This window comes from Sphingobacterium sp. SRCM116780 (assembly GCF_021442025.1).
In the GTDB taxonomy this organism is placed as follows: Bacteria; Bacteroidota; Bacteroidia; order Sphingobacteriales; family Sphingobacteriaceae; genus Sphingobacterium.
In genome coordinates this window covers 3,826,347-3,845,602 of the sequence record NZ_CP090446.1, presented here as the reverse complement: position 1 = coordinate 3,845,602, position 19,256 = coordinate 3,826,347, and the positions used below count along the sequence as shown (strand labels likewise).

Genomic DNA, 19,256 nt, shown 5'->3' with positions numbered 1-19,256 from the left:
ATACAATTTGTCTCCAAATTACAACGCATGAAATAAAATAAAAAATGCATAGCTTTTACAAACTATGCATCCTATATATTAATTATCCTCTAGGCTAAATTAACTCCATCAAGCAATTTGGATAAATACCAATTAAAATAGTTAAAACAGTTGTTACGATAAACAATAAAGCATAATTCAAATTTATCGAAACCAACTTACCTTCGCCTGTTCTAAAATACATGGCTACTACAACTTTTAAATAATAATATACTGCAACAGCCGCATTTAGAACAGCGATAATCAATAAAACAATATGGTAGTGATCCATAACGGAGCTAAACATCATAAATTTACCGATAAATCCAGCTGTTAATGGAATACCTGCCAAAGAAAGCATCGCTATAGTTATGACAGCCGCTAAATAAGGATTCTTTTGAGCTAAACCATTAAAAGATTCAAAATGATCTGACCCAACAGCACGTTTTACTAGAATTAATCCCGCAAAAGCTGTTAAGGTTGCTAAAGAGTATGCACATCCGTACAAGAAAATAGCATTTGCAGAATTGGCACCAACAGCTATAATGGCAAAAAGCATATACCCTGCATGTGAAATACTAGAGTAGGCCAACATTCTTTTGAATGACGATTGCATTAAAGCAGATAGGTTACCAATAAACAAAGTTATAACCGCTATTCCTAAAAAGATTGGAGTCCAAAAATCCTGTAGCGGAAGCAGTGAAAAAGTAAACAACCGTAACAAACCTGCAAATGAAGCAACTTTAACAACAGTACTCATAAAGCTTGTAATCAAAATAGGAGCTCCATCGTACACATCAGGTGTCCAAAAATGAAAAGGTGCTGCCCCTACCTTAAATGTTAATCCGATAATCATCAATAGTATCCCTCCGTAAAATAAGGGCGATATTTGATTTGGATTGTTGACGACATAGTCTTTTATTCCTTGCAGATCAAAAGTGCCTGAAGCACCATACAATAAAGTAATACCAAATAACAGAAAGCCTGTAGAGAAAGCCCCCATAATGAAATATTTTATCGAAGCCTCATTTGAAGAAGGATCATTTTTACGGATACCCACTAGAATATAAAGCGCTACAGACATAATTTCAATACCTAAAAACAATAAAGCTAAATTATGATAACTATTTACTAAAATAGCCCCTACAAGGGAAAATAAGAGTAAGGTATAATATTCGGAAATATGATCACTTGAAGAAGTAAAGTAACTTTTAGACAGTGCGAAAACTAATACGGTTACAAATACGCATAATACAGAGAATGCAATGGCATAATGATCGAATAAAATCATACCGTTATACAAAGGGACGGATTCAGATGTCCAATTACTTATCAAGAAACCAATCACAACGAGCAGTCCTATTAAAGAAACAGGCAATAATGATTTATTTGCTTTGAATAATCCTAAATAAAGTACCAATAACGCTAATATTGATAATGTAATAATCGCACCCATAATCGAATCTATTATTCGTAAAATCTAAGTCTAAAATTATCTTCCTAAAAAAGTCGCCAAAACGGATACAGATTCAGAAGAAATATGCAATAAGCTATTTGGAAAAATTCCCAAATAAATAATCAATCCGGAAATAATGACTAATGTATAAAATTCCATCCCTCTAATATCTGTGAAATTTTCAGTACGGTCGCTCGTTGTTCCCAACATTGTTTTTTGATATAATCGGAGCATATAAACAGCACCTAAGATCAAGGTTAATCCTGCAAACAGGGCAAACCAGACACCATATTCATACACACTTTTTAGCAATAAAAACTCGCCAATAAAGCCATTTGTTAGGGGCAAACCAATTGCTCCCATTACAATAATTAAAAACAATACAGCAAGTCGAGGAGCTTTGGTTGCAATTCCTCCTAGATCTTTCAAATCTCTAGAGCCTGTTCGATCTTGAATGATATCCAACACAAAAAATAATCCTATTACCGATATACCGTGGTTGATCATCTGGATCATTGCTCCACCCATACCTGTTACATTCCAAGCAAATACACCAGCACTAATCAATCCTACGTGGGCGATAGAAGAATAAGCAACGATTCGTTTGGCATCTTGTTGCTGAATTGCAATAATGGATGCATAAACAATTCCGATAACACATAAAATCATCGCAAAATGCCCATACAAAGCAACACCTTCTGGTACAACTGGTAACAGCCAGCGCATCAAACCATATATCCCCATTTTTAACATGATACCTGCTAATAACATTGTTCCAGCTGCAGGAGCATGCGTATAGGTGTTCGGTTGCCAAGTATGAAAAGGGAAAATAGGAATTTTAATAGCAAAAGCAATAAAAAAAGCCCAGAATATCCAACGCTGCGTTGAAGCATCTAAATCTAAAGAAACGAAAGAATGCCATTCAAAATCATGTGTTGGTACTTGTTGATGTAAATATAAAATCGCGATCAACATCAATAAACTTCCAAAGAATGTGTAAATGAAGAATTTCAAATTAACACGAATACGATCGCCATCACCCCATAACGCACAAATAAAATAGATAGGGATCAAAGCTACTTCCCAACCGACATAAAATGTAAAAGCGTCCATGGCAGAGAAAACTAACATCAAACCACTTTGCATGAAAAACATCAACGCGTAAAAATTACCTTTAAACGTTTTCTTAAATGTTGTCAATACAATAAGAGGCATCAACACATTCGTCAATACCAACAAAGGCAAGCTAATACCGTCAATTCCTATATGGAAATTTACTCCTAAAGCAGAAATCCATTGATAAGATTGTTCATAATTAAAGTCACCAGAAGCATTGAATTGACAAATAAAAGGAATTGTCAAACCCAATGTAATCAAAGACAGTATCAAAGTACCTCTTTTTGCCACTGTATGTTGACATACAAATAGTAAAAAGATGGCACCAATTAGAGGCGTTAAAATAAGTAAAAATAGGTTATCCATTGATTATCAAATAGCTATTACAATGTTAAAAACTCAACAAACCGTATATAAAAATGGCAATTACTCCAACAACCATTAGTAAAAGATAGAAACCTACATTTCCACTTTGTAAAAGACGAATTCCTTTTCCTGCTGCCCACGATGATTTGCCAATTCCGTTCACTAAACCGTCTATTCCTAAACCATCAACAACCCGAGCAAAAAATACAGATAACCAATTGATTGGTTTTACAATCAATTGATCATATAATTCATCCACATAAAATTTATGATAAGATAGTTTTGCAAAACCCGTTCTGACCACCTGATCATCTTGAGGAATATGCGCCTGTTTCACATATCTATTATAGGCAACAAATGCCATGATTAAAACCCCGACAACCGATACAGCCATTAGCATGTATTCCGTACTATGTTCAACCGTATGTACATGTTGTAGACTTGCGCCATCAGCAAACACAGGTGATAAAAAATTTGCTAACCATGCATTTCCACCTAACACCTCAGGAAGATTTAATATACCTCCAAGAACAGATAGAATAGCCAGCACAATTAATGGAAATGTCATCGATTTTGGTGACTCATGTACATGATGCTTTTGTTCATCTGTCCCTCTAAACTCGCCAAAGAAAGTCAAATAAATCAATCTGAACATATAAAAAGCAGTCATTAAAGCTCCAATAAATCCTAAGACCCAAAACAGCGGATGAGCGGCAAAAGCATGTGCTAAGATTTCGTCTTTAGAGAAGAATCCAGAGAAAGGAGGAATTCCTGAAATAGCGATAGTACCAATCAACATCGTCGCGAAAGTAACAGGTAATGCTTTTTTCAAGCCTCCCATTTTTCGCATATCTTGTTCATTACTCATGCCATGAATAACCGATCCTGCTCCCAAGAACAATAATGCCTTGAAAAATGCATGTGTCAATACATGAAAAAATGCACCTGTAAAAGCACCAACTCCCAATCCCAAAAACATATATCCCAATTGAGAAACTGTAGAATAGGCTAATACCTTTTTAATATCATTCTGTGTCAATGCAACTGCTGCAGCCAACAACGCGGTACAAACCCCTATTATAGCAATGATTTGCATTGTTAACGGAGAGAGAACAAATAGAATGTTGGATCTGGCAATCATATAAATACCTGCTGTCACCATTGTTGCCGCATGAATCAATGCAGAAACTGGCGTAGGTCCAGCCATCGCATCTGGCAACCAGGTAAATAAGGGAATTTGAGCAGATTTACCTGTCGCTGCTACAAAAAGTAAAAGTGTAATCGTTATGATTGTCACATCTCCTACAGGAAAGTTCTTTGCAGATTGAAAAACAGTTGAAAATTCTAACGAACCAAATGTGCCCAAAATAAAGAAAACTGCCAATAGAAATCCCAAATCTCCGATCCTGTTCATTACAAAAGCTTTCTTAGCTGCGGCAGCATATGCGCTGTTTTTGTACCAAAAGCCGATAAGTAAATAAGAGCAAAGACCAACACCTTCCCAACCAATAAACATGACTAAATAATTTGATCCTAAAACCAATAATAGCATGAAAAAGATAAAGAGATTCAGGTAAGCAAAAAATTTCGCAAAACCAGCATCGCTATGCATATAGCCAATGGAGTAAATGTGAATCAAAAAACCAATTCCAGTCACAATGAGTAACATGATGGCACTCAAAGGATCGACCAAAAAAGAGAGACTAATATCTAAATTTCCAAGCTTAATCCATTCAAAAATATGTTGTGTTATCACTCTGGCTTGCCCCATTGAACGAGCTTCATAGATCGTTGCAAAAACAGTACAGCTCAACACAAAGGAAATAAACACCGTTGCACTTCCGATAAAACCAACCAAGCTTTTCGAAAGTACTTGTTGTCCTAATCCATTAATCACAAATCCAATAAGTGGCAATAAAGGAATTAACCAAATTAAATCGCTCATAGCTAATATCTTTCTTTTTAAATGCTGTTAATTACCAACGAAGTTTATGAAGAGACTCAATATCTACCGACTTCGTGTTTCGATATACCATAATAATAATAGCTAAGCCAACCGCAACTTCAGCTGCCGCTAAAGCCATAATAAAAAATACAAACACCTGACCTGATGCATCTCCATGTTGTACTGAAAATGCAGCTAACAGCAAATTAACAGCATTCAACATCAGTTCTATTGACATCATCATAATGATGACATTTCGACGAATAAGCACTCCGATCACACCAATGGCGAAAATAACGCTACAAAAAATCAAATAATGATTAATTGGAACACCTTGTAATTGTTGAATTGCTGTTTCCATTATACTTTTCTCGTTTCTTTTTTAGCTAATAAAATAGCCCCAATCATCGCTGTCAACAGTAAAATGGAAGACAACTCAAATGGGAGTAAAAACTCTTTAAATAATACTTTCCCTAAGTTTTTTACTAAACCAATATTGGGATCTTTAACGACTAAAGGGTTTGATAAATCGAAAACTCGGAAAGCTCCAAAGACAACAACAACCAAACAACAACCTGCAACCACGCCCATCATTTTTACGAGATTTGATTTCATAGGTTCTGTATCCTTATTGAGATTCAACAACATCAATACAAAAAGGAAAAGTACCATGATCGCCCCCATATAAACAATAAAATTAACCACAGCCAAGAATTGTGCGTTCAATAAAATATAATGAATGGTAAACGTAAAAAACGTAACCACAAGATACAGTACACTATGCACAGGATTCTTCGTGAAGATGGTCATCAGCGCGAAAAAAACCGAAAGGAAAGCTACTAAATAAAAAACAGTCATAGATCTTTGGTTAACTATTTAACTTTGTAATATCAAATTTTGGTTCGACCAATTTATCTTTTCCATAAATAAAATCCTTACGAAGATAATCTGCAGTCACATGAGGTCCATCCAAATAGATCGCTTCCTTTGGACAAGCCTCTTCACATAAACCACAAAATATACAACGCAACATATTAATTTCATATACTGCGGCATATTTTTCTTCACGATATAAGTGCTCTTCTTCCTTAGTGCGTTCCGCTGCGATCATTGTTATCGCTTCTGCAGGGCATGATAAAGCACATAATCCACATGCCGTACAACGTTCGCGCCCTTCTTCATCACGCTTCAAAGAATGCTGTCCTCTAAAATTTTTAGAATACGGTCTTTGTTGCTCAGGATATTTAATGGTTGGTATTTTCTTAAAAAAATGTCTTAAAGTAATCGATAAACCTTTGATAATAGCAGGAAAATAAATTCTTTCCATGAAATTCATCGGTTTTTGCTCTAAAACTTTCTTTCTATTGCTTAATGGTTGCATAACTGATCCTTTCTATGAAAAATAAGTATCCTTAATCAAAGTAATAATTCCTGTCAAAACAATATTTGCAATTGCCAATGGAATTAGCATTTTCCATCCTAAATTCATCAATTGATCATAACGGAACCTTGGTAAAGTCCAACGCACCCACATGAAGAAAAAGATAAAAGCAAATATTTTAATAAAGAATATGCATACACCTATGATGGTAATCCAATTTTGAGAAAGACCAAAGTCGTTCATAAATGGAAAATTATAACCTCCAAAATAAAGAGCAGCCATTAAAGCTGAAGACACAAACATGTTGATATATTCAGAGAACATATATAGCCCCAATTTCATAGAGGAGTATTCCGTATGATAACCGCCAACCAACTCCGTCTCACATTCTGGTAAATCAAAAGGAACCCGATTACATTCCGCAAAAGCGCAGACCATAAATATGATAAATCCTAAAGGTTGCGACCAGATATTCCAATTCACAAAACCAGATTGCTGTCCAACGATCTCTTTCAAAGAAAGGGATTGTGTAACCATCAATAAGGCGATAATGGATAGGCCCATCGCGATTTCATAACTTATACTTTGCGAAGCAGCACGAATGGCGCCCATTAATGAGAACTTGTTATTCGAAGCCCAACCACCCAACATAATGCCATATACACCAAGTGCAACAACACCAAACATATACAAAATACCTACGTTCACATCTGCTACCTGTAGCGAGATCACGCGATCACCAATAGTCAGCGATTGTCCCCAAGGAATAACGGCAGAACTTATACATGCTGTAATGATAGCTATTGTCGGGCCTATAATAAACAATGTTTTATGTGCACCTGCAGGAATTATTTCTTCCTTAAAGAAAAACTTTCCACCGTCACACAAAGGTTGCAATAATCCAAAGATACCTGCTCGATCTGGTCCGTAACGATCTTGCATAAATCCCGCAATCTTACGCTCCGCTAATGTAGAGTACATCGCAATCACTAATGTGACAACAAATACAATAGTGACAAGAGCAAATTTTTCTATGACAAACGACCACTCCATATTATTTCAATTTTTCTGTTCTTGCCAATTGTTCTAAATTTTGTTCCTGTAATACAGGATTATTTTCAATAACAGCTGGCGGATTAAAGTGTGTATAATGATTCGATGATATCACAGATTGGTCACTAATAGGAGTTGGTTCTTCTAATTTCCAATCGCTTGTTTCTTTTTTATCAAATCGACAAGTATTACAGATGAATTCCTCTACCTCTCCGAATTCATCTTTGCGCGCTGTAACCCGAATAGCATCTTTCCCTTTATACCATAACGTAACTTTACCCGAACAAGTCGGACAATCACGGTGCGCATCCACTGGTTTTGTAAACCATACGCGATTCTTGAAGCGGAACGTTTTATCCGTTAATGCTCCTACTGGACATACATCAATGACATTTCCAGAAAAATCATTCTCCACGACATTTTGGATGTACGTTGAAATTTCGGCATGATCCCCTCGACCAATAATACCATGAGTACGTTTATCCGTAATTTGATCAGCAACAAATACACATCGATAACACAAAATGCATCGGTTCATATGCAGTTGAATTTTATCTCCGATATCAATCCGTTCAAACGTTCTTCTTTCAAATTCATAACGTGTTTGTGCAGAACCATGCTCAAACCCTAAATCCTGTAATTTACATTCTCCAGCTTGATCACAAACAGGACAGTCCAGAGGATGATTAATTAATAACATCTCCACAACAGCCTTACGAGCATCAACAACATCGGGCGACGTAATATTTTCCACTTCCATACCATCCATAACAGTTGTTCTACAGGAAGCAACTAATTTAGGCATCGGGCGAGGATCTTTCTCTGAGCCCTTCGATACTTTCACAAGACAAGTACGACATTTACCACCACTTCCTTCCAATTTTGAATAATAACACATCGCTGGAGGTACAATATCTCCCCCGATTTGACGTGCTGCATTCAAAATTGTAGTTCCTGGTGCTACTTCTACAGAAATACCATCTATCGTTACTTTCAATTTAACCTCTTCTGCCATCTTCGTATCTTCTTTATTAAAATCTAATTAAGAAACAATTGGTGTCAACGGATCAGCATAATGTGCTAATCCAAAATTATGTGTTAAAGCATCCTGAGGATGATTGATATGCCATTCGAACTCATCTCTAAAATGACGGATTGCTGCGGCTACTGGCCATGCGGCAGCATCACCCAATGGACATATCGTATTTCCTTCTATCCTTCTCTGAATATCCCAAAGTAATTCAATATCTGACAGGTCACCATGTCCCATTTCAATTTTATGCAACACTTTCTCCATCCAGCCTGTACCCTCACGACATGGTGAACATTGTCCACAACTTTCATGATGATAAAAACGCGTAAAATTCCACGTATTGCGCACAATACATTGATCTTCATCAAATGCAATAAAACCACCTGACCCCATGGATGTTCCCGTTTGGAATCCTCCATCAGCCAATGACTCATAAGTCATCAAACGATTATTTCCATTGATCGTTTTCAATATTAAATTGGTCGGTAAAATGGGTACAGATGAACCCCCGGCAACAACTGCTTTCAATCGTTTACCATTAGCAATACCGCCACAATACTCGTCAGAATAAATAAACTCTTCCACCGGTAATCCCAACTCTATCTCATAAACACCAGGCCTCACCAAGTTTCCTCCAGCAGAAATTAATTTTGTACCTGTACTTCTTTCGATACCAATCTTCGCATACTCCTCTCCTCCATCATTGATAATAGGTACTGTTGCTGCTATTGATTCGACATTATTAACAACCGTTGGACAACCATATAAACCCGCTATTGCAGGAAATGGAGGTTTTATTCTTGGGTTACCCCTTTTTCCTTCTAAAGATTCTAACAGAGCTGTTTCTTCCCCGCAGATATAGGCACCTCCTCCAGGTTGCACATAAATCTCGAGGTCATATCCAGTTCCTAATATATTTTTACCTAAAAATCCAGCGACTTTTGCTTCTTCAATGGCTTTCTCCAATATTCTGATTTGAGGCATCATTTCCCCTCTTACATAAATATAAGATGTCTTTGCCCCCAATGCATAACTTGAAACAATCATTCCTTCTAACAATGCATGAGGAATATGAGTCATTAAAAACCGGTCTTTAAATGTCCCTGGCTCTGACTCATCACCATTACAAACTAAATAACGAGGCACACCTTCTGGTTTTGCCAAGAAACTCCATTTCATACCTGTTGGAAATCCAGCACCACCGCGTCCGCGAAGACCTGATTTTTTAACCTCTTCCACAACATCGTCCGGAGACATCGTTTTAAGTGCTTTTTCCACTGCACGATAGCCTCCTTTTTGGCGATAAACCTCAAAAGTATGAATTCCAGGAACATCAATATGTGTTAACAAAAGTTTACGAGCCATGTTAATTCGTTTTTGAGCTTAAATCATTTATTAATTGATCAACACTTTCTTCTGTTAGATTTTCATAAAAAGTATACGACGGTCCAATTTGCAATACAGGACCGAAACCACAAGCAGCAAGACATTCCACTCCTCTCCAAGAAAATAATCCATCCGCTGTCACTTCGCCTTCTTTGACGCCCAATTTATTTTCCAAGTGATTCATAATACGCTCTGCTCCTACCAAGCAACATGGACCCGTACGACATACCTCTAACAAATATTTCCCCTGCGGTTGTAATAAAAACATCGTATAAAAAGTGGCCACTTCGTATACTTCAATAGGTTCAATTGTTAAATAAGCAGCAACCTTATCCATAGCATCTGGGCTCAGCCAGCCAAATTCTGCTTGTACTAAATGTAATATTGGGAGTAAACCTGACTTCTGTCTTCCTTCTGGAAAACGAGCTACGACTTCAGCAAATTGATTTAGCAATTCTGAAGAAAATTCTACGATTTCATTATGTTTGACACTAAGCATCTAATTCTCCTGCAATAACGTTAAGACTACTCATATTAAGAATTGCATCCGAAAGCAGCATTCCAGCACTCATCGGAGCGAACATTTGATAATTCACAAAAGAAGGTCTTCTAAAGTGTAGACGATAAGGACTACGTCCTCCATCATGCACTAAATAAAAACCCAACTCACCATTTGCACCTTCCACAGCATGATAAACTTCTGCTTTAGGCGTATCTACTTCACCCATCACAATTTTAAAATGATAGATCAGCGCTTCCATATTGGTATACACTTGTTCTTTGGGAGGTAAATAGAATTCTGGCACATCTGCATGAAAAACACCTTTTGGTTCTTTTTCAATTTTGGCTAATGCTTGTTCAATGATTCGGAGAGATTGCCACATTTCCGCATTTCGAACTAGATAGCGGTCGTATACATCACCTTTAGTTCCTACAGGAACATCAAAGTCAAACTCTTCATATGAACAATAAGGATTCTGAACGCGAACATCATAATCAACTCCTGTGGCACGTAAAATAGGACCTGACCAACTATAATCTAACGCTTCTTCAGGAGTAACAGCCGCTACACCAGACGTACGTTCAATAAAGATACGGTTACGATCAAATAATTCTGAAAATTCACTCAAAACAGGAGGGAATCTTTTTAAGAACTCTTCAATTTTTGCAAAAGCAATATCATTAAAATCTCTTTCAAAACCTCCAATTCTACCGATATTGGTCGTTAAACGAGCACCACAGATCTCTTCAAAAATCTCGTATATAAATTCTCGCTCTTGCATCACATACAAAAAGCCAGAAAAAGCACCTGTATCAACCCCCAAGATTCCATTACAAATAATATGGTCAGCAATACGTGCTAGCTCCATAACGATAACGCGCATGTATTGTACGCGTTTGGGGATTTCTATTTTTAATAATTTTTCAACAGTCATATGCCAGCCCATATTATTAATTGGGGCTGAACAATAATTTAATCGATCTGTTAAAGGGGTGATTTGATAAAAAGGGCGATGTTCAGCAATTTTTTCAAATGCACGGTGAATATAACCGATCGTCGAGACTCCACTTACAATACGTTCCCCATCAATTTGAACCACATTTTGAAAGACACCATGCGTCGCTGGATGCGTCGGACCGATATTTAAAGTTATTAACTCATCTTGTGGATCATTATCTTCGTACACAGAGTTATTTGGGGATATCTTGGTTATAAAATCGCTCATAATTGATTTAGGTTCTAGCTTTAACGTCCAAAATAAAGATCTTTCTTATCGACACGATTTGGATCCTCTAAAGGATATTCTTTTCGCATCGGAAATACTTCCATATCATCCACATTTAATATACGTCTTAAATCTGGATGCCCTAGAAACTGTATTCCATAAAAATCATACGTTTCTCTTTCCATCCAATTCGCTCCTTTCCAAACAGTTGTTGCAGTTGGAATTTCTGGGTTTTCCCCATCTAACTGGACTTTAACACGGATACGAATATTATTTACTAAACTGTGAATATGATAAACAACTTCAAATGCTTTCTTTTGAAGTGGAAAATGTACCGCTGTAATATCTGTTAAATGAATAAACTGTAATTCCTCATCTTGTTTCAAAAAATTCAAAACAGCTGTAATACACGCCTCTTTCGCATCCACTGTCAATAAATTATGGGCATCCGTTAGCAGCGATACTTGATCAGTAAATTTCTGCGCTAGTTTCTCCCACAAATATGTATTATCCAACTTATCCATAAGTTTCTATTCCGTATTTCTCTAATAAAGCTCTATACTCGGGCGTATTTCTCCTATTTAAGGACTCATTCTTCACAATATCTTGCAATCGCAAGACACCATCTAATATCGCCTCTGGTCTAGGAGGACAGCCTGGCACATACACATCCACAGGAATAATTTCATCAATACCTTGCAAGACAGAATATGTATCAAAAATACCACCACTGGATGCACAAGCACCAACAGCAATCACCCAACGAGGTTCTGCCATTTGAATGTATACCTGTTTTAAAACTGGAGCCATTTTCTTTGCAATTGTTCCCATGACCAACAGCATATCCGCTTGACGAGGAGAAAAACTTGGACGTTCTGCACCAAATCGAGCCAAATCATACGTAGAGCCCATGGTTGCCATAAATTCAATTCCACAGCAAGAGGTTGCGAATGGCAAAGGCCATAAAGAATTTGAACGAGCCAAACCAATCGCTTTATCTAAACTAGTAGCAAAAAAACCAGCACCTTCGACTCCCGGAGGCGCCTCCGCCAACTTAATATCGCTCATAGAAATTATAATTTAAATGGTTTATAGTTGTGTGTGTTCTCCGTATCAAAACTAACATTTTCTGACTAAAAATCAAGCAGGCAGAACAATTTAGAATTATTCTAATCCCAACTTAGTGCTTTCTTTTTAATAACATAAATAAAGCCCAAAAGCAACATGGCCATAAACACAAACATTTGAATCAAACCTTCGAATCCAAATTCTCTAAAATTGACTGCCCATGGATACATAAATATAACTTCCACATCAAAAACAACAAAGAGGATGGCGACAAGAAAATATTTAATAGAAAATGGTTGCCTCGCATTACCAATAACTTCTATTCCCGATTCGAATGATGATAATTTATTTTCGGTCCTTACTTTAGGCCCAATTAAATGCGTGATAATGATGGTTCCCACACCAAATCCTGCAGCTACAATCAGCTGGAATAAAATTGGTAAATAATCAATAGGTGCACTTGCACTAACTTGCTCCATATTAAATTTCTAAATTGGTAAAGCTTAAATCTAATGAATAATCATCAAAAATACAATTCTTAAATCAAAAAAGGGAGAGAACTTTCATTCTCTCCCTTTTCAAAAAAAAGTTTAAAATACTATTTTAAAGCATCTAAATAAGATTTAGCAGATTCATTCGCAGCATCTATTTTCAATACCTCTTGGAAATTAGCTTTTGCTTTAGGGACATCATTTTTAATGTAGTAAAATAAGCCAATGTAAGTATAAGCATCGATTAAGTACGCCTTATTTTTCTCTTGTGTTCCTTTTTCATTCACTAAAGAAATTAACTTTTGAAAAGGAGCAACGAAATCACCTTTTGGATTTTCTAAATTATCTGCACCTAAAGCTGAAAATGCTTTGTAATATAAAGCCTGCACTAAATATTTATCTATAATTTCTGGCTTTGTTGCCGCTTCAACAATAGATAGATACGCTTGTGATTTAACAAATGCAGCAATTGCTTGATCTCTTAATGCTTGATCTTTGATATTTCCTTCAGCATCTTTACTTTCTTGATCCTTTTTAAAACCGATTAAGTAATTACCTTCTCCAGCATAGTAATTTGAATCGAAATAATAATCACTGTCTGGATATTTTGCAATAATCTCAAACAAGGCAACACCCGTCGCCGTTTCTTGATCTTGATATTTAGCAAAAGCTGTTTCTGCAACTTCTGTTAACAATTCCTTATCTAAATCAATTGCTTTTTTAATGTTGACAATTCCTGATTCTACTTTATTGTTTGCAACATCTGATAAACCTGAGTACATGTAATCTAAAGGAATCACGCGTGATGGATCCATCTTCGTTAACATTTGTGTCAGATACTCTCCTGATTTAGCGTATTCCTTATTTCTAAAAGCAATATAACCTAAATAACGGTAGATTTTAGGATCTACATCTGGTGTTTTTGCTAATTCTTCAGAAACAGTTTTTAGCTCATCATATTGTCTTGCATAAACTAAGAAATCGGCGTAACGTATTTTAGCTTCTAATGAATTATCACCATTCGTCTGCAAATACTTTTTGTATTCCTCTACACCTTTTTTGTTTAGCTCTACATATTTTTCATCAGAAGTACCAGCTGCTCTTGACCACATATTATACGTTTCTGCTAACTCACGGTATGTAGGTGCATAAGTTGGGAATTCTTGTGTAATTGCTGTCAACTGTGTGATGGCTTCATCGTATGCTTGCGCACCACGAACAATAACTGCAAGACCGATTTTAGCACGAATTGAAGTTGGATCTAAATCAGTTGCTTCACTATAGCTTGAATAAGCACTACTTGCTTCTTTCAATCCTCTATAAGCATCACCTAAAGCTAATGGAATAGCTGCATCTTTTGCATTTTTTGCTTTAGCTTGTGTTAAATAATCTAAAGCTTTTGCATAATCAGGCTCTGGTGCTTTGATGTAAGCACGACCGATTTCCAACAATTCCTCGTAATCCTTTTTCTTCAAGTTTGCACTAGCTGACGCAAATTTAGCATCAGCAGAAGCTTTATCTTTTTTCAACAAATCGATATAGCCTAAACCAACATTATTAATCAATGATTTTGGATCAGCAGCTAGACCTTGATTAAACATAATCGCCGCTGAATCAGCTTTATCATTAACTAAATAAATTTGACCTAAATAGAAGTAATTATCGCCAACTTTAGCTTGTTTACTTACTAATTGTTGCAAAATTGATTTTGCTTTACCGTAGTTTTCTGTTTCAATAGCCGCTCTAGCATCCTTTAAACTTTGTGCACTTGCTGTGCCAACAGAACCTGCTAATAACAGACTAAATAATAATTTACTGTTTGTCATAATCTATTGTTGTACTTTTTTATATTCTAATTTAAACTATTTTCTTCTCTAATAATAATTTCACGTCCAGGCATTGTTGCTGGCAATAATCCAGCTTTCAATATGATCCGCTGTCCTCTATCTCCTGTTAGGAAAGAACTAAATCCTAAACCTAAACCTAAGTTTGGTTGATAGTTCAACACATAAATAGGTCTTATAAAAGGATATAATCCCAAGGACAAATTCGATTGTGATGGTTTATAAAATAATCCGTCTTTTTTGTCACCTTGCGAATTTTCAACGCTCAATGTACGAATTTTATTGGATAACTGCGATTTTTTTTGCGCTATTTCCAATATCCAATTGTAACCAACAATACCGATAGTGCCTTTATTTTCACTAACGTATTTAATTACTTCCTCATTATTCTGTAAACCTGAGATAGCAGTTGCGTCTATTTTGTCTAACGATAAATAACTTTTCAAAAATCTGAGCGTACTGGAATTTGCATTGTCAAAAACAACTTTAAGTTTACCCTTTTGCTCTCCATTTAATAATGATTTAACGTTAGAAAGTGTAATACTAGTATCTGAATCTGCAATATTATTTATTAACGCAACTGCATCACTTCCTATTTGATACTCTTTTGGTACAATGTTACGTTTTTTAAAGTACGCTCCTTCCTGGGCTGTTAACTTTCTTGTCAAAATAATTACTCCCGATGAATCCCCTAACAATGCATTAACAGCTTTAATTTCTGGTCGGGCCATCAATTGAATAGCAGCATCGGAATAAGAGCTTTGAAACACGTCCACTTGTTCTTTCAATATCGGATATACTGTTTCATCCACTAGAACATTTATCTTTCCTCTTAAAATGTCTTGACCTTGTTCTTTTGTTTCTTGTTTGATTTTATTTTGCCGATTACAACTGGTCAAAATAGAAACACTTAAAACTGTAAATAGTAATATTTTTAAACTGTTGTTCATATAACAAGCATTTAATAAAATCAGACGGTAAAAATTAAGGAAAGTTTAGTGCCTATAAAAATTGAGCTAATTAAAAATTACTTTGCCACAATCTAACAAAACGCAGAAAAGAATAAACGATAAGAACTATACCAAATAACGTTTTATATGTTGGATTAATTTCTAAAGGTAAATCCTTCCAAAAAATAACCAATAAGCCTAGTGCAAAATATAGGCCAAACATAAATAGTCCTAAAATAGACAGAAATCGCTTTATAGGCGATTTCTGTCTGTAATTTGTATTTGAATTAAAATTCGCCACTAATTACTGATTAATTGTATTTAAGCGGATAGGTAATGTATACGCCACACGTACGGGGCGACCATTTTGAATACCTGGTTTCCACTTTTTAGCTTTTTTCAACAACTTAACAGCTGCATCTCCTGTACCATATTTAAGATCTCGTTTCACATTAATATCAGTCAAACTACCATCTTTCTCAACAACAAAGGAAACTTCAACAACACCGTTAATACCATTTTCTAAAGCTGCTGAAGGATAGTCATACGCTTCTCCAACCCATTTCATAAATGCAGCCATACCACCTGGGGGTTGAGGTTGCACCTCTACAGCATTGAAAATTTGATCCCCGTTTGGATCACCATTTGGATCACCTTTAGAAGTTCCAGTAATACCACCATCTTGTTTCTTAGTACCAAATTCACCTCTTGCTACCGAAGAACCTGCAGCACTACCTTTTAAAGTAATACGAGCTGGTGCCTTTTTATCATCTTTGAATTCTTCCTGTGCTGCAACTTCTTCTTTCACCTGAGCAGCAGGAGCTACTTTAGGTTCTGGAAAACGGACCAAATCTTCTTTTGGTATATCCATTGCAACTTGTTGTGGTTTTTCTTCTTCTATTGGAAGAGGCTCTTCTTCTGGTGGTTCAGGAGGTTTAATTTCCTCTAAATCCTCTAAGGTCACTTCTGTTACAACAGGAGGAGCTTCCACAGGTTTATTTGGAAAGAGTTTCCCTCCAAATAACTTAAGAAGACTTAACAGTACCACTGCAATAACAACAACCAATAAACCAGTATTCGTTGCTTTAGGAGCAATCTTACGAAGCTCGTAAGCTCCATACTCCTTGTTTCTGCCTTGAAATACGACATCAAGCCATTCCTTTTTAAAAATATCTAATTTTGACCCAATCATATTTTATATAATTTTCGTGAATTTTATAAAGACTTGATTAGTCATTGTAAATATTATCACGTTTTAAAACATCTATTTCTTCAGGACTAATTTTTGCAATCATATAGCGTTTAATGTCTACAATTTTCATCTCATCAAGAACATCAACAAGATCTTTTTGAGTAGACATATCACTAGGTCTGATGATCACGATTACATCTTTTCCTCCAGCTACACGTGGTACATAAGCTTTTTTCGCAATTAAAGCCTTACGTAAGCCATCAGCGCCGAATCCTGTAACTGTAGGACCTTCGATTGGTGCTTTTATTTGTCCATAATACCAAGAAACTTTATTGTCAGATCCTAATAAAATTGTTACCGAACGATTATCTGCTGTTAGTACTTCAGATTGCTCATCTTTAACTTTATTTTTATCAGGCATCGCAACGTCCATTGCTTGTGGTTTATTTAAAGACGTAGTCAACATGAAGAAAGTAATCAATAAGAATGCTAGATCTACCATGGCTGTCAAATCGACTTTACCACCGTTTTTCTTTGATCTTACTTTTCCGCCTTTACCCCCCTTACCACTGTCTTGATTTAATTCTGCCATTTATGTCTATTTATTAAATCAACATTATTTATCCTCAGCACGTAAACCAGTAATGAAACTGAATTTATTTTGTTTTTGGTTACGTAATGTTTCAATTACCGCATTAATTGAAGGGTACTTTTCTGCTCCGTCAGCTTTAATCGCAATTTTAAGTGGTCCTGGATCAACAAAGTCTTTGTTGCCTTCCTTTTCCTTATTTACTTCTGCTGCAGCTAAACGCGCTGTTTGTACCCATTGGTATAATTCGTTTGATAATGCCTCTGTACTATCTACAGGAATACCATTCTGAACTCCTTTTGCAAGACGTTCACTTGGTTTCATCCCTAATACTTGCTTAATCGCTTTCATTGGAGTACCGACATTTTCCATCAACGCAAATTGGTCGTAATCTTGTTGAGAAAATTTAACGCCATATCTAGTAGACATTTTCTCTAAAGTTTTAACCCGAACATCACGATCTGTTGCGCCAAAGAATACTTTACCTTTATCACCGATGGTAATAATACCAACGTTAGAGTCTGGTAATTTATCTTTCGTCGTAGATGACGGCGTATCTACTGGAAATGCTTCCGGTTGTTTCGCCGTTGATGTCATTACGAAGAATGAAAGAAGCAAGAATGATACGTCACACATCGCGGTCATATCAATGGATGTACTGGCTCTTTTTACTTTTGCTTTACCCATTTTTAAACTTCTTTATAAATTAATTATTCAATCTCTTAACTATATGATGCATTTGAAATTAATATTCCATAAAATAATTTCAAAAATCATATAATTACTATTTATGGTTCGCAGCGTAAGTTTGTACGATTGAGAAACCAGCCTCGTCGATTGAATATGTTAATTTATCAATTTTAGCTGTTAAGATATTATACATTACAATCGCAATTGTAGATGTACCAATACCTGTAGCTGTATTAATTAAGGCCTCAGAGATACCATTTGCTAATTTTGCAGAGTCAGGAGTACCACCAGTTGCCAGTGCACTGAAGGCCTTGATCATACCTGTTACTGTACCCAATAAACCTGTTAATGTACCGATAGAAACTAATGTAGCGATCACGTTTAAGTTTTTCTCTAACATTGGCATTTCTAATGCTGTTGTTTCTTCAATTTCTTTTTGGATTGCAATTGTCGCTTTTTCTGTATCGACTGCAGTATCAACAGAAACAGCTTTGTATTTCGTTAAACCAGCTTTGATTACATTTGCAACAGAACCTTTTTGTTTGTCACACTCAGCAATAGCTGAATCTAAATTACCGCCATTGATTAACGTTTGTACTTTTCTTACGAAATTACCAACATTTCCTGTTCCAGAAGCTTTTCCGATTACGATAAAACGCTCAATAGAGAATACCCATACCATTAAGAATAAACCTAATAAAACTGGTACTACAGCACCTGCGTGATAAACCATTCCTAAGTAGTTACCTGGAAGAGGTTGATTTTCTGGATTACTATCGATAAAGTTTGAAGGACTACCCATCACAAATTTCCATAAAAGGTAACCGATAATGAAACAAATGATAATTGCAGCTTGTGCAAAGAAAGAACCTGAATTATTGCTCTCTTGGTTTGCAGCAGGACTTGTTTTAGGTGCGTTTGCCATTTTTTTAATTTTTAGTGTTTTACTGT

Annotated in this window: 20 protein-coding genes; all 20 read right to left on the bottom strand. The window is 36.0% G+C overall.

Annotated elements, in window-relative coordinates:
- Positions 1 to 94: 94 nt before the first annotated feature.
- The 20 genes from LZQ00_RS16645 to LZQ00_RS16550 all read right to left on the bottom strand — a co-directional run bounded on the left by LZQ00_RS16645 (position 95) and on the right by LZQ00_RS16550 (position 19,230).
- On the bottom strand, positions 95 to 1,474 hold the full coding sequence (locus LZQ00_RS16645) for an NADH-quinone oxidoreductase subunit N (protein WP_234510379.1): 1,380 nt from the start codon (positions 1,472 to 1,474) through the stop codon (positions 95 to 97).
- Positions 1,475 to 1,510: 36 nt separating this feature from the next.
- The gene (locus LZQ00_RS16640; RefSeq protein WP_234510378.1) at positions 1,511 to 2,956 is read right to left on the bottom strand and encodes a NuoM family protein; all 1,446 of its coding nucleotides are present in this window, start codon (positions 2,954 to 2,956) and stop codon (positions 1,511 to 1,513) included.
- A gap of 25 nt (positions 2,957 to 2,981) precedes the next feature.
- Positions 2,982 to 4,901, bottom strand: a complete 1,920-nt coding sequence (gene nuoL / locus LZQ00_RS16635; protein ID WP_234510377.1) for an NADH-quinone oxidoreductase subunit L — start codon at positions 4,899 to 4,901, stop codon at positions 2,982 to 2,984.
- 31 nt (positions 4,902 to 4,932) lie between these two features.
- Positions 4,933 to 5,262, bottom strand: a complete 330-nt coding sequence (gene nuoK / locus LZQ00_RS16630) for an NADH-quinone oxidoreductase subunit NuoK (RefSeq protein ID WP_234510376.1) — start codon at positions 5,260 to 5,262, stop codon at positions 4,933 to 4,935.
- Positions 5,262 to 5,759 (bottom strand): NADH-quinone oxidoreductase subunit J, encoded by a 498-nt coding sequence (locus LZQ00_RS16625; protein ID WP_234510375.1) that lies wholly within the window; start codon positions 5,757 to 5,759, stop codon positions 5,262 to 5,264. The genes nuoK and LZQ00_RS16625 overlap by 1 nt, the downstream gene beginning before the upstream one ends.
- A 10-nt stretch (positions 5,760 to 5,769) precedes the next feature.
- Positions 5,770 to 6,282 carry a NuoI/complex I 23 kDa subunit family protein gene (locus tag LZQ00_RS16620; RefSeq protein WP_234510374.1) on the bottom strand — a complete coding sequence of 171 codons (513 nt, stop codon included), beginning with the start codon at positions 6,280 to 6,282 and terminating at the stop codon, positions 5,770 to 5,772.
- A 12-nt stretch (positions 6,283 to 6,294) separates the two neighbouring features.
- A complete protein-coding gene (gene nuoH / locus LZQ00_RS16615) occupies positions 6,295 to 7,335 on the bottom strand; it encodes an NADH-quinone oxidoreductase subunit NuoH (RefSeq protein WP_234510373.1) in 1,041 nt (346 codons plus the stop codon).
- Position 7,336: 1 nt separating this feature from the next.
- Positions 7,337 to 8,350, bottom strand: coding sequence for a 2Fe-2S iron-sulfur cluster-binding protein (locus LZQ00_RS16610; RefSeq protein ID WP_234510372.1), 1,014 nt, complete (start codon positions 8,348 to 8,350; stop codon positions 7,337 to 7,339).
- Positions 8,351 to 8,377: 27 nt separating this feature from the next.
- Complete coding sequence (gene nuoF, locus LZQ00_RS16605; protein ID WP_234510371.1) at positions 8,378 to 9,733, bottom strand: NADH-quinone oxidoreductase subunit NuoF; 1,356 nt, start codon at positions 9,731 to 9,733, stop codon at positions 8,378 to 8,380.
- A gap of 1 nt (position 9,734) precedes the next feature.
- Positions 9,735 to 10,253 carry a complex I 24 kDa subunit family protein gene (nuoE, locus tag LZQ00_RS16600; protein ID WP_234510370.1) on the bottom strand — a complete coding sequence of 173 codons (519 nt, stop codon included), beginning with the start codon at positions 10,251 to 10,253 and terminating at the stop codon, positions 9,735 to 9,737.
- Positions 10,246 to 11,481 carry an NADH-quinone oxidoreductase subunit D gene (locus LZQ00_RS16595; RefSeq protein ID WP_234510369.1) on the bottom strand — a complete coding sequence of 412 codons (1,236 nt, stop codon included), beginning with the start codon at positions 11,479 to 11,481 and terminating at the stop codon, positions 10,246 to 10,248. The genes nuoE and LZQ00_RS16595 overlap by 8 nt, the downstream gene beginning before the upstream one ends.
- Positions 11,482 to 11,501: 20 nt before the next feature.
- Entirely contained in the window at positions 11,502 to 12,005 is a 504-nt protein-coding gene (locus tag LZQ00_RS16590; RefSeq protein ID WP_234510368.1) for an NADH-quinone oxidoreductase subunit C, read from the bottom strand.
- Positions 11,998 to 12,549: an NADH-quinone oxidoreductase subunit B gene (locus tag LZQ00_RS16585; protein WP_234510367.1), complete on the bottom strand. Its 552-nt coding sequence runs from the start codon at positions 12,547 to 12,549 to the stop codon at positions 11,998 to 12,000. Before LZQ00_RS16585 ends, LZQ00_RS16590 begins: the two co-directional genes overlap by 8 nt.
- Before the next feature lie 101 nt (positions 12,550 to 12,650).
- A complete protein-coding gene (locus tag LZQ00_RS16580; protein WP_234510366.1) occupies positions 12,651 to 13,028 on the bottom strand; it encodes an NADH-quinone oxidoreductase subunit A in 378 nt (125 codons plus the stop codon).
- Positions 13,029 to 13,147: 119 nt separating this feature from the next.
- A complete protein-coding gene (locus tag LZQ00_RS16575) occupies positions 13,148 to 14,866 on the bottom strand; it encodes a tetratricopeptide repeat protein (RefSeq protein ID WP_234510365.1) in 1,719 nt (572 codons plus the stop codon).
- Positions 14,867 to 14,892: 26 nt separating this feature from the next.
- A complete protein-coding gene (locus LZQ00_RS16570) occupies positions 14,893 to 15,834 on the bottom strand; it encodes a PstS family phosphate ABC transporter substrate-binding protein (RefSeq protein ID WP_234510364.1) in 942 nt (313 codons plus the stop codon).
- Between the two features lie 304 nt (positions 15,835 to 16,138).
- Complete coding sequence (locus tag LZQ00_RS16565; RefSeq protein ID WP_234510363.1) at positions 16,139 to 17,026, bottom strand: TonB family protein; 888 nt, start codon at positions 17,024 to 17,026, stop codon at positions 16,139 to 16,141.
- 37 nt (positions 17,027 to 17,063) lie between these two features.
- Complete coding sequence (locus tag LZQ00_RS16560) at positions 17,064 to 17,618, bottom strand: ExbD/TolR family protein (protein ID WP_234510362.1); 555 nt, start codon at positions 17,616 to 17,618, stop codon at positions 17,064 to 17,066.
- Positions 17,619 to 17,642: 24 nt separating this feature from the next.
- Positions 17,643 to 18,302, bottom strand: coding sequence for an ExbD/TolR family protein (locus tag LZQ00_RS16555; protein WP_234510361.1), 660 nt, complete (start codon positions 18,300 to 18,302; stop codon positions 17,643 to 17,645).
- Between the two features lie 97 nt (positions 18,303 to 18,399).
- Positions 18,400 to 19,230 (bottom strand): MotA/TolQ/ExbB proton channel family protein, encoded by an 831-nt coding sequence (locus tag LZQ00_RS16550; protein WP_234510360.1) that lies wholly within the window; start codon positions 19,228 to 19,230, stop codon positions 18,400 to 18,402.
- Positions 19,231 to 19,256: the final 26 nt, after the last annotated feature.

Bases quoted from the DNA above. Each gene is read 5' to 3' on its own strand.
- LZQ00_RS16645 (WP_234510379.1), bottom strand. From the start codon at position 1,474: ATGGGTGCGATTATTACATTATCAATATTAGCGTTATTGGTACTTTAT.
- LZQ00_RS16640 (WP_234510378.1), bottom strand. From the start codon at position 2,956: ATGGATAACCTATTTTTACTTATTTTAACGCCTCTAATTGGTGCCATC.
- nuoL (WP_234510377.1), bottom strand. From the start codon at position 4,901: ATGAGCGATTTAATTTGGTTAATTCCTTTATTGCCACTTATTGGATTT.
- nuoK (WP_234510376.1), bottom strand. From the start codon at position 5,262: ATGGAAACAGCAATTCAACAATTACAAGGTGTTCCAATTAATCATTAT.
- LZQ00_RS16625 (WP_234510375.1), bottom strand. From the start codon at position 5,759: ATGACTGTTTTTTATTTAGTAGCTTTCCTTTCGGTTTTTTTCGCGCTG.
- LZQ00_RS16620 (WP_234510374.1), bottom strand. From the start codon at position 6,282: ATGCAACCATTAAGCAATAGAAAGAAAGTTTTAGAGCAAAAACCGATG.
- nuoH (WP_234510373.1), bottom strand. From the start codon at position 7,335: ATGGAGTGGTCGTTTGTCATAGAAAAATTTGCTCTTGTCACTATTGTA.
- LZQ00_RS16610 (WP_234510372.1), bottom strand. From the start codon at position 8,350: ATGGCAGAAGAGGTTAAATTGAAAGTAACGATAGATGGTATTTCTGTA.
- nuoF (WP_234510371.1), bottom strand. From the start codon at position 9,733: ATGGCTCGTAAACTTTTGTTAACACATATTGATGTTCCTGGAATTCAT.
- nuoE (WP_234510370.1), bottom strand. From the start codon at position 10,253: ATGCTTAGTGTCAAACATAATGAAATCGTAGAATTTTCTTCAGAATTG.
- LZQ00_RS16595 (WP_234510369.1), bottom strand. From the start codon at position 11,481: ATGAGCGATTTTATAACCAAGATATCCCCAAATAACTCTGTGTACGAA.
- LZQ00_RS16590 (WP_234510368.1), bottom strand. From the start codon at position 12,005: ATGGATAAGTTGGATAATACATATTTGTGGGAGAAACTAGCGCAGAAA.
- LZQ00_RS16585 (WP_234510367.1), bottom strand. From the start codon at position 12,549: ATGAGCGATATTAAGTTGGCGGAGGCGCCTCCGGGAGTCGAAGGTGCT.
- LZQ00_RS16580 (WP_234510366.1), bottom strand. From the start codon at position 13,028: ATGGAGCAAGTTAGTGCAAGTGCACCTATTGATTATTTACCAATTTTA.
- LZQ00_RS16575 (WP_234510365.1), bottom strand. From the start codon at position 14,866: ATGACAAACAGTAAATTATTATTTAGTCTGTTATTAGCAGGTTCTGTT.
- LZQ00_RS16570 (WP_234510364.1), bottom strand. From the start codon at position 15,834: ATGAACAACAGTTTAAAAATATTACTATTTACAGTTTTAAGTGTTTCT.
- LZQ00_RS16565 (WP_234510363.1), bottom strand. From the start codon at position 17,026: ATGATTGGGTCAAAATTAGATATTTTTAAAAAGGAATGGCTTGATGTC.
- LZQ00_RS16560 (WP_234510362.1), bottom strand. From the start codon at position 17,618: ATGGCAGAATTAAATCAAGACAGTGGTAAGGGGGGTAAAGGCGGAAAA.
- LZQ00_RS16555 (WP_234510361.1), bottom strand. From the start codon at position 18,302: ATGGGTAAAGCAAAAGTAAAAAGAGCCAGTACATCCATTGATATGACC.
- LZQ00_RS16550 (WP_234510360.1), bottom strand. From the start codon at position 19,230: ATGGCAAACGCACCTAAAACAAGTCCTGCTGCAAACCAAGAGAGCAAT.